This is a genomic window from Acetobacter ghanensis (assembly GCF_001499675.1).
In the GTDB taxonomy this organism is placed as follows: Bacteria; Pseudomonadota; Alphaproteobacteria; order Acetobacterales; family Acetobacteraceae; genus Acetobacter; species Acetobacter ghanensis.
The window spans coordinates 1,825,568-1,842,383 of record NZ_LN609302.1; the positions used below are offsets into that span (position 1 = coordinate 1,825,568).

The 16,816-nt window shown below is 52.8% G+C and carries 13 protein-coding genes; 6 read left to right on the forward strand and 7 right to left on the reverse strand.

Annotation, left to right across the window (positions count from 1 at the left end; all coding sequences use genetic code 11):
* Positions 1–15: 15 nt before the first annotated feature.
* On the reverse strand, positions 16–747 hold the full coding sequence (locus AGA_RS08690) for an ABC transporter ATP-binding protein (protein ID WP_059023890.1): 732 nt from the start codon (positions 745–747) through the stop codon (positions 16–18).
* Positions 747–1,532 (reverse strand): ABC transporter permease, encoded by a 786-nt coding sequence (locus tag AGA_RS08695; RefSeq protein ID WP_059024780.1) that lies wholly within the window; start codon positions 1,530–1,532, stop codon positions 747–749. Before AGA_RS08695 ends, AGA_RS08690 begins: the two co-directional genes overlap by 1 nt.
* Positions 1,533–1,748: 216 nt before the next feature.
* Here AGA_RS08695 and AGA_RS08700 point away from each other — a divergent pair, with 216 nt between their 5' ends.
* Both AGA_RS08700 and AGA_RS08705 read left to right on the forward strand, forming a co-directional pair.
* Positions 1,749–2,738, forward strand: coding sequence for an ABC transporter substrate-binding protein (locus AGA_RS08700; protein WP_231945759.1), 990 nt, complete (start codon positions 1,749–1,751; stop codon positions 2,736–2,738).
* Between the two features lie 38 nt (positions 2,739–2,776).
* Positions 2,777–3,922 carry an acyl-CoA dehydrogenase family protein gene (locus tag AGA_RS08705; RefSeq protein ID WP_059024781.1) on the forward strand — a complete coding sequence of 382 codons (1,146 nt, stop codon included), beginning with the start codon at positions 2,777–2,779 and terminating at the stop codon, positions 3,920–3,922.
* Between the two features lie 74 nt (positions 3,923–3,996).
* On the opposite strand, the gene AGA_RS08710 is transcribed toward AGA_RS08705, so the two are convergent.
* Entirely contained in the window at positions 3,997–5,430 is a 1,434-nt protein-coding gene (locus tag AGA_RS08710; RefSeq protein ID WP_172793733.1) for a coniferyl aldehyde dehydrogenase, read from the reverse strand.
* Positions 5,431–5,518: 88 nt separating this feature from the next.
* Between AGA_RS08710 and AGA_RS08715 the strand changes: the two genes are divergently transcribed.
* Positions 5,519–6,127, forward strand: coding sequence for a TetR/AcrR family transcriptional regulator (locus AGA_RS08715; RefSeq protein WP_059023893.1), 609 nt, complete (start codon positions 5,519–5,521; stop codon positions 6,125–6,127).
* A 51-nt stretch (positions 6,128–6,178) separates the two neighbouring features.
* Here the strand turns inward: AGA_RS08715 and AGA_RS08720 are convergent, their stop codons facing one another.
* The gene (locus AGA_RS08720) at positions 6,179–7,855 is read right to left on the reverse strand and encodes a tannase/feruloyl esterase family alpha/beta hydrolase (RefSeq protein WP_231945760.1); all 1,677 of its coding nucleotides are present in this window, start codon (positions 7,853–7,855) and stop codon (positions 6,179–6,181) included.
* A gap of 531 nt (positions 7,856–8,386) precedes the next feature.
* Here AGA_RS08720 and AGA_RS08725 point away from each other — a divergent pair.
* Positions 8,387–10,582, forward strand: a complete 2,196-nt coding sequence (locus AGA_RS08725) for a TonB-dependent siderophore receptor (protein ID WP_059023894.1) — start codon at positions 8,387–8,389, stop codon at positions 10,580–10,582.
* Between the two features lie 143 nt (positions 10,583–10,725).
* On the opposite strand, the gene pgm is transcribed toward AGA_RS08725, so the two are convergent.
* Together pgm and AGA_RS08735 are read right to left on the reverse strand one after the other, a co-directional pair.
* Positions 10,726–12,393: a phosphoglucomutase (alpha-D-glucose-1,6-bisphosphate-dependent) gene (pgm, locus tag AGA_RS08730; RefSeq protein ID WP_059023895.1), complete on the reverse strand. Its 1,668-nt coding sequence runs from the start codon at positions 12,391–12,393 to the stop codon at positions 10,726–10,728.
* A 154-nt stretch (positions 12,394–12,547) separates the two neighbouring features.
* Positions 12,548–13,105 (reverse strand): TetR/AcrR family transcriptional regulator, encoded by a 558-nt coding sequence (locus tag AGA_RS08735; protein ID WP_242008555.1) that lies wholly within the window; start codon positions 13,103–13,105, stop codon positions 12,548–12,550.
* Between the two features lie 150 nt (positions 13,106–13,255).
* Here AGA_RS08735 and AGA_RS08740 point away from each other — a divergent pair, with 150 nt between their 5' ends.
* Both AGA_RS08740 and AGA_RS08745 read left to right on the forward strand, forming a co-directional pair.
* Positions 13,256–14,239 carry an SDR family NAD(P)-dependent oxidoreductase gene (locus AGA_RS08740; RefSeq protein ID WP_059024783.1) on the forward strand — a complete coding sequence of 328 codons (984 nt, stop codon included), beginning with the start codon at positions 13,256–13,258 and terminating at the stop codon, positions 14,237–14,239.
* A gap of 254 nt (positions 14,240–14,493) precedes the next feature.
* Positions 14,494–15,567 (forward strand): alkene reductase, encoded by a 1,074-nt coding sequence (locus AGA_RS08745; protein WP_059023897.1) that lies wholly within the window; start codon positions 14,494–14,496, stop codon positions 15,565–15,567.
* Positions 15,568–15,609: 42 nt separating this feature from the next.
* Here AGA_RS08745 and AGA_RS08750 read toward each other — a convergent pair whose 3' ends face one another.
* Positions 15,610–16,167 (reverse strand): flavin reductase family protein, encoded by a 558-nt coding sequence (locus tag AGA_RS08750; RefSeq protein ID WP_059024784.1) that lies wholly within the window; start codon positions 16,165–16,167, stop codon positions 15,610–15,612.
* Positions 16,168–16,816: the final 649 nt, after the last annotated feature.

A 16,816-nucleotide genomic window follows, 5' to 3' on the forward strand; every position in this document is an offset into this window, starting at 1 on the left:
TCGCTTATGAGGCCCCTATTGAACGCCTAAATGCCTTAAAAGCGTAGAACGTAGTCTCTCAAACTCCAGGTCAGCATGACGACGCGGCCGTGGGAGAGATATTGGCAATTCCACCTTGATGCGACCGGCATCCAGCACAACAGCCCTATCTGCTAACAACAGAGCCTCGTCCACATCATGTGTTACCAGAAGTACCGCACTTTTGTGGCGTTGCCATAATGCAAAAACCAGTTCCTGCATACGCAAACGCGTAAGTGCATCCAAGGCTGCAAAAGGTTCATCCAACATTAAAAATCGCGGCTCTCTTATCAACGCGCGCGCCAGCGCAGCTCTCTGCGCTTCCCCTCCTGAAAGAGTCAATGGCCACGCGTCCACCCGGTGCCCTAACCCGACTTCTTCAAGAACAGGCAATGCCTGTTCTCGCGTCGCATTGTCCTGTCCCAATGTGATGTTCTGCCATACTTTTTTCCACGGCAATAAGCGACTTTCCTGAAAAACGACTGAAATTTCAGTGGGACGAGAGACATTGCCTTCTGTAACCGGGTCCAGACCCGCCAGTGTACGCAGCAAGGTGGATTTTCCAGACCCACTATGCCCCAACAGAGCAACAAACTCCCCATGAGCAATGTTCAGGTTCAACTGGTCCAGCACTCGTGGCCCGTTCCCAAAACGACGGCTCAAACTTTGGACATTGACAACTGGGGGCAAAAAGGCCCGGTCTGGAGATGCCATAACAATACTGTTCATCACTTTCCCGCCCCTCCGGATAAATGAACGGGACGCCAGACAAGAGCGTATCGTTCAAGTAAACGCACAAATTGATCCGAGATCAGCCCCAGAAAACCATATATGGCAAGGCCAACAAAAATGATGTCCGTGCGCAGAAAATCCTGAGCATCCATCATCATATGGCCAATGCCGCTATCAGCATTCACCTGCTCGGCAACAACAAGCATCAACCATGAAATACCGACAGCAAACCGAATACCGACCAGAAGATCCGGCAGGGCTCCTGGCAAAATAACATTCCGAATTGTCTGGATGCGAGAAAGGCGTAGCGTACGGGTCATCTCAATCAGTTTGGGGTCAATAGTGCGGATGCCCTTATACAAATTCAAATAAATAGGGAATGTGGAACCCAACGCCACCAGAAGAATTTTTGGCGTTTCTCCTATTCCAAACCATAAAATAAATAAGGGAACGAGCGCGAGAACAGGCAGTGTCCGCAGGATTTGGAGGGGGGCATCCACAATATTTTCCCCAATACGGGAAAGCCCCGAGATCAAAGCCAGACTGGTTCCGGCTAAAAGTGCCAGAGAAAGCCCCGTAGCGGCCCTGAGCAGAGACACGCCCAGATTAGTCGGCAATGTGCCATCCAGCACAAGCCCCCAACCTGTTCCTACGATCTGCGCAGGAGACGCGACCAAACGCGTGGAAAGGAGACCAGTCGAACAGGCAACCTGCCATAAAACAATGAGCACAAGGGGGGACAAATAACGGGCAAGATTGTGCAATAGACGCCTCCCCCCCATCCAGCCCACCGCATAAGGAGGAAATCGGATACCAATCGACCGTTTAAAGCGGGAAACAGGCTGGTGCGTATTGTGCAGGATTGTGCTGGACATTCCCTTGTGCCTCCACAACTGGAAATTTTTTCTCCATCACCCTCTCATATATACGTCATTAAATTATGTTAAATATATTAATATCCTACATTTTCGTGTTTTAATTGAAATTAACGAAATTTCGTGGTTGGTTTTGGTGTGATGAAACCATTTTTACATCATCTACAGATACATAAGAGCTTGCGGTGTATCTGCACGCTGCTAGGTGCCTTACTGCTACCGATATTGCTCAGCATGCCAGCGCAAGCTGAAGATGAACTGATTGTGGCAGACCAAAAAGGGCAGCAAAAAGCTTTGTTGGAGGCCGCAGGGGCCGCTAAGGATTTGCCTTATCATATCCGTTGGGTTGAGTTTGAGGCGGCCGCCCCTCTTCTTCAGGCCCTTGGTGCGAGAGCGGTTGATACTGGCATTGCAGGAGATGGCCCTTTCCTTTTTGCATGGGGATCTGGCCTACCTATTAAGGCCGCATGGGTCATTCCTCCACGTGGAGCAGGTTCCGCTACCGCCATTGTGGGGGCGGCTGGGTCACCTATTTCTTCGCCAGCGAATTTGTCAGGCAAACGTATAGCGACGGGGCGAGGGTCGGTCGGGCATCTCCTTCTACTGCGCCTTCTTGCCATTGGAGCCATACCTGCGCCTGCGCCCCACATTGTGTTCCTTTTACCCGCACAGGCAAAAGCGGCATTGGATACAAACCGCGTCGACGCATGGTCAACATGGGAACCATACATATCCCTCGCTGTCATATCCGGGCATGGGCATATCATAACAGACGCAGCGGGGCTGATGCCGAACAACAGTTTCTTTGTAGCGAACACGGATGCTCTTGCCAGAAAGAAATTGATTCTGGCTGATTTTTATCGCCGTATGACCACAGCTTATAACTGGGGCACGAGGCACCAAACCGACTATTCGCATATTCTCGCCCGACAGACAGGACTGCCTGAAGATGTGGCAATCTCTGTTGCTCAAAAACTCATTGCCGTTCCTGCACCTGTCACGCCAGATGTAATTCAGGCAGAAAAAGAAGTACTCGACACTTACAAATCCGCAGGTTTCATCACCCGTAAAGATGATTTGAGTGATGCATTCGAACAAAATCTGACGCACTGAAGATGCAATAAGGAGATCTCTCTATGGACGGAAATCGCATGACAGAGGCACCCGCTATCAATCTGGATGTTCCAGAAGAGCTCGTGCGTCGATTTGCATCCCGGGCAGCTGAATCGGATCGTTTAGGCGAGATCAACTTTGACAATCTGTCAGACTTACACAAGGCAGGCTATCTTGGCCTAACTTTGCCTCCAAACCGGGGCGGACAAGGCATTACCCTACGCCAGATCACGCAAATTGTATCGCAAGTCGCAAAAGGAGATCCGTCCACCGCGCTGATACTCGCTATGCAGTATTTGCAGACAGTCGCTATTCTGTTGTCAGAAACATGGCCAGATAATGTGCGTGATGAAGTGCTTGATTCCGTCATCCGCTCTGGTGCTCTGGTCAACGCATTGCGGGTCGAACCCGAGCTTGGAACCCCTGCCCGAGGCGGAATACCAGCAACGCGGGTACGTCGCCAAGGGGACCGTTATGTTCTGTCTGGTCGAAAAATCTTCTCAACAGGGTCATCTGCTCTGCATTGGGGCGTCGTATGGGGCGCAACAGAAGAGGAAACACCCCGCGTCGGACAGATTCTCGTCCCCTTGTCTTTACCGGGAATAAGGATTAAAAAAAGCTGGCATCACATGGGAATGCGCGCAACTGGCAGTGATACAATCATCTTTGAAGATGTTGAAATCCCCGAGCGCTATCTGATCAATTTTCACGAAAATGGACAAAACCCGGAAACGCCTATTTTAGCAACATGGCATACTGTTGTTATTCCTGCTCTGTATAACGCAATAGCCCATTCAGCGCGTGACTGGTTAATCGGGTTTCTTGAAGAACGAGTACCTTCGGCCTTGGGCCGCCCTCTTTCCACACTGCCTCGCTTCCATACCGTGCTCGGCGAAATTGACGGACTACTCTTAACCAATGAAGCATTGTTAGAATTGGCCCTGACAAAAGCTGAAAACCAGACACTCAGCCTATCGGACTCAGGCCAGGTCAAAAGACTGGTGACGGAGAATGCCATAACCGCAGTAGCACGCGCAGTTGAAGTGACAGGTAATCCGGGTCTTAGCCAAGATAATCCGTTGGAGCGCCATTATCGCAATGTTTTGTGCGGGCGAGTGCATACACCACAAGCTGATGCCGTATTGCAAAGCGCAGGCCGAACAGCCTTCTCCCCCGCAATCTAAAAAGGGCAATCTGTCTCTGGATCAGTTTGGGTCAAACAATACCAGCCAAACAGATTGCAAGGCACAAAATTTTCTTACCGCAAAATAAAGTTTATTATGATGTCGGTTAGTTTTCCAAAGGGTGGGTAAAGAAGCGTGCTCATGTTAATACGACCTTGTTTGTAAATTCCGCGTGGGTGCGTAAGCGCAATAAAGCCTTCCTTGCCATGATAAGCCCCTATCCCGCTTTCTCCTACGCCGCCAAAAGGCAGATCGTCCTGCGCGTAATGCAGCAATGTACCATTGATGGTTACATTCCCTGAAACTGTGTGCTTCAGCAGTTTGTTCTGCTCAACCCACTCCTCTCCAAAGTAATACAATGCCAGAGGTCGGGGGCGCGCGTTAATGAACGCAATAGCTTCATCAAGATGACTATATGTGAGCACAGGCAGAATGGGGCCGAAAATTTCTTCCTGCATGACCGCCATCTGGGGCGTAACATTCAGGAGCAGGACAGGAGCAAGGACATGGCTGTCTAGTGCATCGCTACCCAAACGGAGGACTTGCGCGCCATGTTCTTCGGCATCACGGAGCAAACGGCTCAGCCGTTCATAATGTTGCGGGTTGAGGATAGCTGTGTAATCGGGCGATCCAGCGAAACCCAAGGGATGAAGCTTTTTTACAGCATTCTGATAAGCGCGGACGAAAGCATCCTGATCATCCTTGTGCAGCAACACATAATCGGGCGCGACGCAGGTCTGTCCGGCATTGGTAAGCTTACCAAATGCTACGCGCTCCGCCGCCCGTTGCATGGCAAAACCGGGTTCGATTACTACGGGTGATTTACCGCCGAGTTCGAGTGTAACTGGCGTCAGGTTACGGGCGGCTGAAGCTGCAACTTTTTTTCCGACCGCCGTGCTGCCCGTGAAAAAAATATGGTCAAACGGCAGGGCTGAGAACGCCGCTCCTACTTCAGCATCTCCTGTAATGACGGAGACCTGTTCTGGCGGGAAAGCGGCCTGAACGACCTTCGTAATAACTTCTGCCGTGGCCGGTGTGAGTTCCGATGGTTTAAGCATCGCACGGTTGCCTGCGGCAATGGCCGTGGCCAACGGCACAAGAGCGAGGGCAACCGGGTAATTCCACGGAGCGATAATGCCCACAACCCCAACTGGCTGACGGACTACCCATGCGCGACCAAATTGGAAATAGGCTGTTACGTGCCGCCGTTCCGGCTTCAGCCAGCGCCCGAGATGACGGATCATGTAATTAATCGACTGCACCAGCGGGATGAGTTCGACAATGGCGCTTTCTCGCTCTGACCGCTGCCCGAAATCTACTTTTAGAGCGTGAATAATCTCCCCTCTCCGCTTCAAGACCTCAGCTTTAAGGCGGCGTAAATCTGCGCGACGCTGTTTGAGGTCCGGTGGGCCGAGGCGCAGGAACGCAGCACGCTGACGGTCAAGAATACGATGTAGATCCGTGGGGACTGCATTCGCTGAAACAGTATCGGACATTGCGTCCTCCATGTTTACATGAGAAACATATAAAGACAGACTATGGACAATAGCGCGCGGACGTCAATGAAAGTTTCTCTTGTAAACATGAGTCTCACAGATGAGTGATATGAAAGATCGGCCGTACCACCATGGCAACCTGCGCCATGCCCTGATCGAAACTGCTCTTACCATGCTGGACGAAGACCGAAACTGGACCTTTACAGTGCGGGAGGTTGCTCGGCGGACTGGTGTCAGCCATGCAGCGCCTTACAAGCATTTTCGCGACCGTGAAGAACTTCTGCGCGAACTGGCTCGGATTGGCTTTGTCCAGCTTGGAAAGACCATGAGGAATGCAATGACCTCGGCGCAATCTTCCTCACGTATGCAATTTATAGCTGTGGCACAGGCTTGCATTGCGTTTGCAAGCGGCAAATCTGGCCTTTATTGCCTGATGTTCAGTTCTGATGCGGACAAAACTGTGGATCCCCAGTTACATGATGCCGCCATGAGCACATTCGGAATTCTTCTGGAACTTCTGGAAAAAGGTCAGCGAGATGGTAGCTTTCGGCAGGGTGAGATAGCTGCACAGGCGGCAGCAAGCTGGGCACAGGTGCATGGCCTGGCCATGCTTGCGATCAATGGCCAGCTTCTTGAAGACAAAGTCGGGCCAGAACCAATTAGAGCCGCATTAAACGTATTGCTGGATGGGGTATGTTGCAGCGTTTGAAAAGGCGACGTCTCTGCTTGGCATCTACTACCAAGCAGAGAGCTGCTCTGGTTACTGCGCGTTTTCTATCACAAGTTTTCCACCTTTAACGCCATATTGCTTTTGATTGTCCGGACCGATCAGTGATGCGGCATGGCTCGCAAACATCATGGGCAGGGATACAGGAGACATCACGGGCCGGTAATTCTCCGCATTATTCACGTCTCCTGCCCCTCCATACTGAGCAATATACGGATAGGGATAGACTGGCCGGCTCGCGATCGCCACGGCATTGGGGCGAGCATAAGGCTGGCTGGGCATAGAGGCCATGTGAATCTGCCCACCAGCCGGTGGTTTACCATGCCCGCCGAGCGGCGGTCCCATCGGCCGCCCATCACCCAGTGTTGTCTTTTCCGCAAGAATAGCGTTAGGCGCAATACCAGATTCCGTCCAAGCCATAAGCGGGGAAAGAAAATCCACCTGAGGAAAGCCTTCGCCATTGCCGCAATGCCCCACACCGGGCAGCAGATAGAATTTCAGGAAACTGTCGGTCTGTTTCGCTCCCATTTCCTGCTGCACGCCTTGATAATACGCAATGGTATTCAGTGGCGAAATCGATTGGTCCGCCAGCCCATGCCACAGGATAAGGTGGCCACCATGCTTGTGAAACGGACGAAGGTTCGTATTCTCGGCATTATACAGCGGCGCCAGTTCGGTCATGCGGGCAAAGGATGCGTCATCAAAATGGAAGCGTGTCAGATCTGCCGCCTTTTCATCCACCTGTAGCGGAATAACATAGGCAATGGCGGAAGCAGCAATGCCCTTGCTCATGGACTCTCCACGGGCTGTGGAAGGCAGCGCCCATTGCAACTCCGACCCCGGCAATGGACCACCAATAATGTAGGGACGTCCCGCTGCATCCGTTGCCCCCTTGTAAAGCCGCAGCGCTGCCTGCGTTTCCTCTGCCGTCAGGCAATGCAATGTATCGCGCTGGCCTGCCGGGCACTGCACCCATGCGGGATCAAAATGGCAGGTGCGAGGGTCTTCAAGAAGGCCGTCCTTCACACCCGAAAGCGTATCGCAATGACGGATGACGGCATCATGCAGCACGCCCACGCGGCTTTGCAGCAAAATATTGGTACCATCGGCACGCTGGTTCCCGCGTACATTCCACGCGTGGTAGAAGGAATTTTGCACGGTAAACAAGGCAGCTGGAGCACCAGCGGAAATACCGTCAAAATCCTCGGGATAGCGCTGAGCTTCCATCAGCGCCTCACGCCCACCATCGGAACAGCCGACAAAATAGGAATATTTTGGAGCTTGCCCGTAGAAAGCCGCTGTCAGGGCTTTGGCGGCCAGTGTGGTGACATGGTTGGCGCGATAAGCAAAGTCAATGCGTTGTTGCGGGCTCTTGCCAAATTCGCCCTGCGCCAGCCCCATCATGGAACCGGTATGGCCCATGTTATCCGCTGCCATCACGAATTCGCCATTTAGTGCCGGGGAGCACGCCCCTGCGTTACTGACACCCACATGCGTCATCCCACACAGGCCGCCACAACCACCCAGTAGAAACCGCTGGGTCCAGCGCTCCATAGGTAGATCGACCTCAAAGGAAATAGCAGGCGCGATCTGCCCCGTAACCTTACAGAATTTACCCTTTGGCGTTTGGGAGAAGGTCGCCTTCTGGTCATGCACCTCGGCCCTGATGGCATGTGCCACATCGACATTGCCGAGCGCCTCACATGACATGACGGGCTTTACGACAGGTAGAGCAGCTAGGTCTGTGCCCTGTGCTGCGCTTGACCACACGGGGAACAAACAAGTTCCGCCGACCACAGCCCCCCAAAAAGCAATCAGACCAAGAATTACTCTTTTCATATTCAGCGAGGCATCCTGTTTAGTCATCCGTTCGCTCCGGGTTCATTCTTCAAATTACGCCATGCCCGCCAAACTCAGCACCATGAGAATTGTCATGTGCCGTCCCGCTAGAGCGATATGCGACAAGAGAGAATGATCTGCCCACATTTTTATGCTCTCACGGGTCAATCAGGCCATCCATCTTTACGCAAAAAGTATGAAGAGGTCAGACCTAGCCTCCTAACACAAACAGAGTGCGACCATCGCCCCATGAGACACTTGCATTCTGACGGCGCAATCACGCTGCCTGCTGCTCAAGATTAATCATCCGTAACGATATGGCGATTAACTTGCAACTGATTCTCATTTCTATTAATGCGCACGAGTAAGTTGAATGCCACCTGCCAGATCTATGGACAAATCATGCACCGTAGCCGAGCGCTTTGCGCCCTTTCCTTCTCTCTTCTCATCAGCACACCCGCACTGGCAGCTGGGCAAGATGACAAAGCTGCTCCCCATGGGGCTACAAAAGTAACCACTAAAAAACAGACTGCCCGCAACGCGGAGGAAACCGAGCAGCTCGAAGTTAAAGGCCGCAGAACCTCTACCATTGCGTCTTCGGCAACAAAGACTGACACACCACTGGTGGAAACGGCTCAGTCCGTTACGGTTGTTACCCGGAACGAAATGGATATTCGAGGCGTGCTCAGCCTCAACCAAGCCGTGCGGTATTCGCCTGGCGTTACACCAGATCTACGCGGCGGTGGCGTAGGAACACGGTACGACCAGTTTGCAATACGTGGGTTTACTGTCCCCACATTTTTGGATGGATTGCGGTTGCAGGATAGCCCAACTGGCTACGCTGTGGCCCAGACCGATACGTCGCGGCTCGAACGGATAGAAATTCTGCGTGGTCCGGCATCGGCGCTCTATGGGCAGTCAAGCCCGGGTGGGCTAACCGCCCTATCCAGTAAGCTGCCAACAAGCCAGCGTTTTTATGGGGGCGTTAACACAACAGGCGGCATGTTTGACCTTTATCGTGTGGATGCAGATGTCGGCGGCTATGCCACAGATAATGGCATGGTGCGCTACCGGCTTTATGGAACCGTCAATGGGCAACATAGCCAACTGGCCCGCACGGGTAGCCGTCGGTTCAGCATCAGCCCATCCTTCACTTTCGGGGGGGATGGTCCGACAACATTGACGCTTTTGGGCAATTATCAGTACGATCCAGAAAACGGTACATATGGTGGCGTACCACTGGTCGGCTCGCTCAAACGTGCATCCTTTGGTTATTTGCCAAGAGATTTTTATGACGGTGACACGTCTTTTGAAAAATTCAACCGTAAACAGGGTGCAATAACCTACATCTTCAACCATGACTTCAACAGCCAATGGAGCTTTACGTCACGCGGGCGCTATGATGACATCAAGACCATTTATCGCAGCGTGTATGACGCAGGATTTTATAGCAATGAAAGTGCCGGTATCCTGCCGCGTTATGCTTTTGGCACAAACGAACATACCCATAACCTGGCGTTTGACAGTCAGTTCAAAGGGCATGTGCGCACTGGCCCATTAACCCATGCTATGATGTTTGGGTTTGATTACATGCAGCAGCACGCTACAGAAGCCGGATTTTATGGTAGTGCGCCAGACATGAATGTATTCCATCCTGACTATCGGATGGATATTCCAGCTATGAGTCCATACGTTAACTATACAACAGACTCTCATCAGATCGGGGTCTATGGTCAGGACGAAATAAAATGGGGCGGTCTGGTGCTAACCGGAAGCCTGCGGAATGACTGGTACCGGTCCCATCAGGTCGAGCATCTTTCACAAACAGATACGCGCCAAACCCCTAGCCAAATAACATGGCGCGCATCCGGCCTGTATCACTTCAAATTCGGGCTTGCCCCCTATATCAGCTACTCAACATCGTTCCAGCCTCAATCTGGCATTGTTTCAAATGATGGCGGAGCAACACTCCATCAGGCTGATCCCAGCATCGGCAAGCAACTTGAAGGCGGATTAAAATACCAGATACCCAATACATCTGTTCTGTTTACGGCCGCAGGGTTCCATATCGAACAAACAAATGTCCTCGTGTCAGTCGGCAACTATGGATACAGCACGCAAAGTGGGAAAGTGCATTCTGATGGCTTCGAATTTGAAGCCCATGCCGAACCTTACAAAAATTTTGTTGTAACGGCTGCTGTCAGTATTCAGAAAGTACAAGACGATTCTACTGGCAAACCGCTTATCCAGTCCGGCAAAGGCAATGCATCCCTGTTTGCCTACTACACCATGCCTTCTGGGCCAGTCAAAGGTCTGGGTTTTGGCGGCGGCATGCGTTACACAGCAAAAGCATATGGGGGGGAAGCATCCTACGGTAGCGTGTGGGTTCCCAACTATGCACAGTTTGACGGGACTGTTCGCTATGACCTGTCCAACCTTTCGTCTTCTCTTCACGGTTGGAATGTTGCTGCCAGCGTGCGGAATATTTTTGACAAGAAGTTTATCGCCAACTGCCTTGCCTATGCGTCCTACGGGCAGGAATTCTGCTATTATGGGGAGCGCCGTAACGCACAGGCCAGCATAGGTTATAGTTGGTAAACGACGGATAATGCTGAACAGGAGGCAGTTCGCTTAAGCAGGAATGCCCCTATTAAGATACCCGTCAAAAATGCCGTCTGCTCATAACGGGTGGGCGGCGTACCCCATACCACAGTGATGGGATATGGGGACTTCTGCTGAAATCAGTCCGTCTTTTTCTCTGCCGCTTTGGCGAACAGGGCAGAAATCGCAGCTTGAGCTTCGGTCTGAATAGCCTTGAGATGCGCTTCGCTTTTAAAGCTTTCAGCATAGATTTTATAGACGTTTTCCGTGCCCGATGGACGGGCAGCAAACCAGCCATTCTTGGCTGACACCTTAAGACCGCCAATGGCTGCCCCATTACCTGGTGCATTGGTCAGAGTGCTGACAATCGGCTCCCCTGCCAGTTCAGTCATGCCAATCTGCTCAGGTGACAGGTTTTTCAGGATAGCTTTCTGTTCCGGATTGGCCGGAGCATCTATACGTGCGTAGTACGGTGTGCCGAGGCGTTTGGTCATGTCCTCATATGCAGCACCGGGGGTATGCTTGGTACGGGCCGTAATTTCGGCCGCCAGCAAACCAAGGATGATACCGTCCTTGTCTGTGCTCCATACTGCGCCATTACGCCGCAGGAAGGACGCCCCTGCGCTTTCTTCCCCCCCAAAGCCCAGCGTGCCATGGAACAGTCCATCAACGAACCACTTGAACCCAACAGGCACTTCCACCAGCTTGCGGCCAATTTCCTCCGCTACGCGGTCAATCATGCCGCTGCTGACCACCGTCTTGCCCACACTCGCACTGGCGTTCCAGTTTTGGCGGTTTTTGAACAGGTATTCAATCGCAACGGACAGGTAGTGATTGGGGTTCATAAGCCCGTACCGACCCGACACAATGCCGTGACGGTCGGCATCGGTATCGTTGGCGAAAGCAATGTCGAACCTATCCTTCATCCCGACCAGACGCGCCATAGCATAAGGGGATGAACAGTCCATACGGATCTTTCCGTCCCAGTCGGCCGTCATAAAGCGGAAGGTCGGGTCCACCTCCTTGCTGACAATCGTGGCGTTAATGCCGTATTTGTCGATGATAGGCTGCCAGTAATCCACGGCGGCTCCCCCCAGCGGATCGATGCCGATGGATACGCCGGATTCACGAATAACATCCATGTCCACCACGGCAGCCAGATCGTCCACATACGGGGTGATGTAGTCATGTCGTTTTGTGGTGGGAGCCTTCAACGCCTCTTCATGATTGATGCGCTTTACGCCGTCCATGTTCGTGGCCATGTACTTGTTGGCTGCGCTTTCCACCACCTTGGTGATGTCGGTATCAGCCGGACCACCGTGAGGGGGATTGTATTTATAGCCGCCATCTTCAGGGGGATTATGAGACGGCGTAATGACCACACCATCAGCCAGGCTGCTGCTACGACCGTTGTTATAAGTCAGAATAGCATGCGAGATAACAGGCGTGGGGGTATAGCCATCCTGCGCATCAATGCGGACTTCCACACCATTGGCCGCAAACACTTCCAGTGCGGATTTTAACGCAGGCCGTGACAGCGCATGCGTGTCTATGCCGATAAAGAGCGGCCCGGTAATGCCTGCCTCTTTGCGGTAGTCGGCAATCGCCTGACTGATGGACAGAATGTGGTTTTCATTGAAGCTGGTGGTCAGGGAGGAGCCTCGATGCCCCGATGTGCCGAATGCCACACGCTGCGTTGCAATGGCGGGGTCAGGCTTATGAATATAATAGGCGTCAAGTAGGGCGTCTATATCGACAAGACGGGCCGGATCGACCGGCTTACCGGCAAACGGGCTTATGCTGGGCATTGTCTACTCCCGGAATACGATACGAAAAAGCTTATATTCTACATATTTCCTTACAAGCCGATATCGGCAGCGTCCACCCGCCATCCTGCCTTGTGATCTGAAGGGAGGAGCGAACTCTTGATCGATAGTTCTGTGCAACGCTGCCTGCTCTACCTTATGGGCGCGAACCCACAATCAGAACATCAACGAGGCGCTTCGCACGCGCCTCCCAGCCGGGGCCTGTGGCGTAGTTCGAAATGCCACCGAGGGCGCACAGCAGATCCACCGGCTCAATATCAGGACGAATGTCTCCGCTTGCCATGGCACGGGCAACAAGCCCGTCAATCGCAGCAGTAAGAACGGTGCGGGAGTCCGCATAGATTTCATCTGTTCCGCCGAGGAGGCTGTTCAGCGCGGGGGCAATGACCTGCTTGGTCGCAATATAATCAACGAATAGAATCAACCATACGCGCAGCGCTTCGACAGGCGGCTGCGTCTCTGCCAGATGGGTAGCTGCCACAGCGAGCCTATTCAGTTCATCACGATAGACAGCCTCGATCAGAGCATCGCGATTGGGAAAATGCCGATAAAGCGTACCAATTCCCACGCCGGTGCGCCGAGCGATCTCATCAAGAGGAATGTCGATTTCGCCTGCCCCAAAAGCGGTTCTGGCCGTTTCTAGCAAGCGTTCACGATTTTTACGTCCATCGCTACGTGGCCTGCGGCGGCGCATCTGGTCCTCTTTCACGTCTTTCCCTCTTGTTAAACGGAGGAATACTCCGTATATAAATAAGCGGAGCATGCTTCCACATAACTCCTTAGGCGCCCTTCCCACAAGGAACGGCGTTCCCTTTCATGCTGGAGGCCTATCATGGCACAGACTATGACACAGCAGTTTGGCGCAACTTCCACAACTGAGGACGTCCTGCACAATGTTTGCCTTACCGGCAAGCGCGTTCTCGTGACCGGTGTTTCAGCAGGCCTTGGCGTTGAGACAGCCCGTGCGCTGGCAGCCCGCGGGGCCACGGTTGTAGGGGCTGTACGCAACCTTACAAAAGCGGAACACGCAACCGCACAGGTCCGAACAGACGCCCAAAAAAGCGGTGGATCGTTTGAACTGCTTGAACTTGACCTTGCGGACCTTGCAAGCGTGCGCGCTGCCGCGGACCATCTGAACACAGCAGGCAAGCCGTTTAATCTGGTCATTGCCAATGCCGGTGTGATGGCCACTCCCTTCGGGCAGACGAAGGATGGGTTTGAAACACAGTTCGGCACCAATCATCTAGGGCATTTCGTGCTAGTCAACCGGATTGCTGGCCTGCTGCGGGCGGGCTCCCGTCTGGTCAACCTTTCCTCAGCCGGGCATCGCTTTTCCGATGTTGATCTCGCCGATCCAAACTTCGCACACACGCCGTACGATCCTTGGGTTGCTTATGGCCGGTCAAAGACCGCCAATATCCTGTTCGCGGTTGCTTTCGATGCCCGGCATCGGGCGCAGGGCATACGGGCCACTGCAGTGCATCCCGGCGCGATCCTGACGGAACTCGTGCGTTATCTGCCCCAGGGCGCATTAGAGGCAATGGTAACGCAGATCAACTCTCAGGCGGCGGCTGAGGGTAAACCGCCATTTGAGTTCAAAACAGTCCCTCAGGGCGCTGCAACCTCGGTGTGGGCAGGCGTCGTTGCTACCGCCGATGCGGTAGGCGGACATTATTGCGAGGACTGCCATGTCGCGCCGGTCATTCCCAATGATGCACCTAAAGGGCTGCTTGACGGGGGTGTCCGTGCTTATGCCGTTGATCCGGCACATGCTGAGGCCCTATGGGCTAAAAGCGAGGAAATGGTCGGGGAGCAGTTTACCCCATAATGTCCGTTAGCATTCGCCCGTGATCTGCACAGAAACCTGCCATCTGCCAGATCAGGCTCTCCAATCAATGAGCTGGCGATTTTTACCTGTCGATCCGCTTTACATACTCGTGGATCGACAGATTTCCTCTCCAAAATGTAGCATAGAACGAATGCCCATACACGACCCAAGCTGGTGGCGAGGAAGCCTCCTGTTGTAATCCACGTAAGGCTTCCCCAATTCATAGGGACTGCGTCTTTTAGGGAGGATCTGTCATGCCTAGCCTGTTTGAGCCAATTAAATTGGGAAGCATTTACGCCAAAAACAGAATTCTCATGGCACCGCTGACACGCGCCAGAGGCACCCGCCAGCATGTTCCGACCCCCATTATGGCCGAGTATTACGCACAGCGCGCCACCGCAGGCCTGATTATCTCGGAAGCAACCGGGATCAGTCGGGAAGGTCTTGGATGGCCCTATGCGCCGGGCCTATGGTCACAGGAGCAGGTGGAAGCCTGGAAGCCGATTACTGCTGCTGTACACGCCAAAGACGGAAAGATCGTAGCCCAACTCTGGCATATGGGGCGCATGGTACATTCCAGTGTAACAGGCCAACAGCCTGTATCGTCTTCTGCCACAAAAGCGCCCGAACCACTTCATACGTATGATGGCAAACAGGCGCCTGAAGTAGCCCGTCCCCTTACCAAGGATGACATTGCCCGTATTCTGAACGATTACGAAAAAGCCGCGCGCAATGCTCTGGACGCGGGTTTTGACGGTGTTCAGATTCACGCAGCCAACGGTTATCTGATTGATGAATTCCTACGGGATGGCACCAACCATCGTTCTGACGAATATGGTGGTTCTCCAGAAAACCGTATTCGCTTTCTGCGTGAAGTCACCGAACGGGTGATTGCTACGATTGGCGCGGACAGGACATCTGTAAGGCTTTCCCCCAACGGTGACACACAAGGTTGCATAGACAGTCATCCCGAGCAGGTTTTTGTGCCTGCCGCGAAGCTTCTGAACGATCTTGATATTGCTTTTCTCGAACTGCGCGAGCCCGGTCCTCATGGCACATTCGGCAAAACCGATCAGCCAAAGCTCCATGGTCCGATCCGCAAAGTCTTTACAAAACCATTGGTTCTAAATCAGGATTACACACGGGACGAAGCGATTGAAACGGTCGCAACAGGTGTTGCTGACGCCATTGCATTCGGTCGGCCGTTCCTTGCCAATCCAGATCTGGTACATCGTCTGCAAGACAACCTTCCTTTGAACAAAGACGATATTCGCACCTGGTACACGCAAGGGGCAGAAGGCTATACCGATTATCCACTCGCCCAGTAATGACCCTATGTCTCTCAGAAAGCCCCTTCCTCAGGAAGGGGCTTACAATTTATGTGTCAGAACACTTGGCGGCAGTTTTGGGCGCATCATCATGCGCCGATCCAGCGCAGGGCCATCGGTCACAAAGGTGCCATCGCCAATGGCGTGCAGGAGTGACCGCCCTTTGCGATGCGGGTCAATATGAGCTGCGACCCCTTCAAGGATGACAATGTCATACTGCTCAATGATGTCGATAACGCGACATTCGATATTCGCCAGACACGCATCAAGCAGCGGGGCTTTAACTTTATCAGCCTTGCTGCGCGCAATCCCAAATTTCCCGAACTTGTCCGTATCTTTGCCGGAGCAAAGGCCGATCCCCACGACAGTATCGAGCATGTCAGCAGATGGAATGGCGAGCACGCATTCGCGTGTTTTCTCAATCGCCTTCCATGAGTAATTCCACGGACCAGTGGTGATCGCAAAACGTGCGTCGAAATCCAGTACCATGGTCCAGGTGATCGTCATGACGTTATCGCGCCCATCGTCATGCGTCGTCACGAGCGTTACCGGCCCAGATTCCAACCAAGTAAAAGCCCGATCTAAGGGAAACGGCTGCATGGTAGTCTCCGTCTGGTTGTCGTCGCCCCACAACTGATAGCCATGCTACTGCGCGCTCTGTATTGCGCTGCGTTAACGGTATCATGAAAAACAGGCAGCGCGCGCGAAAAAATCAGAGCATCATGCTCTAGTCTCTGACTGCCTCCCCGACGTAGGGGCGCGGAGTGTCCTGCGCATCGGCTACCCATCACAGGTCAAACATGGTGTTCGTTAACCAGTCCATTATCCCTTCCCCAACTTTGCCTCAGAGTCAGTCACGGCATTGCTGCCTTTCACAACCGCCGTGCAGATGGACCGCATGGTGATCGGATACTATGAATATAAAAATAGTAGACCGGTCTAATTTTATATAGACACGCAATCCGCTTGCCCATATACACGCCTCATGAAGATTGCAGAGAAACATCGCGCTGTCCAACAGCATATCTTAAAAGCGGAAAAACTGCTTATCGGCCAGCGTGGTTTTTCAACTGTTGGCTTGGTCCGGCCCTACTGGTGAAAATACCACATGCCTCCCTCATAAGGGTTTGATCACGCTTCACAGGCTACCAAGCAATTTTTGAAAATCTAGAGTAGGCAAAAACGCATAGGCGTTATTTTTTGCAGACTTAATAGTAGACCGGTCTATTATTTATGCCGGCATATGTAG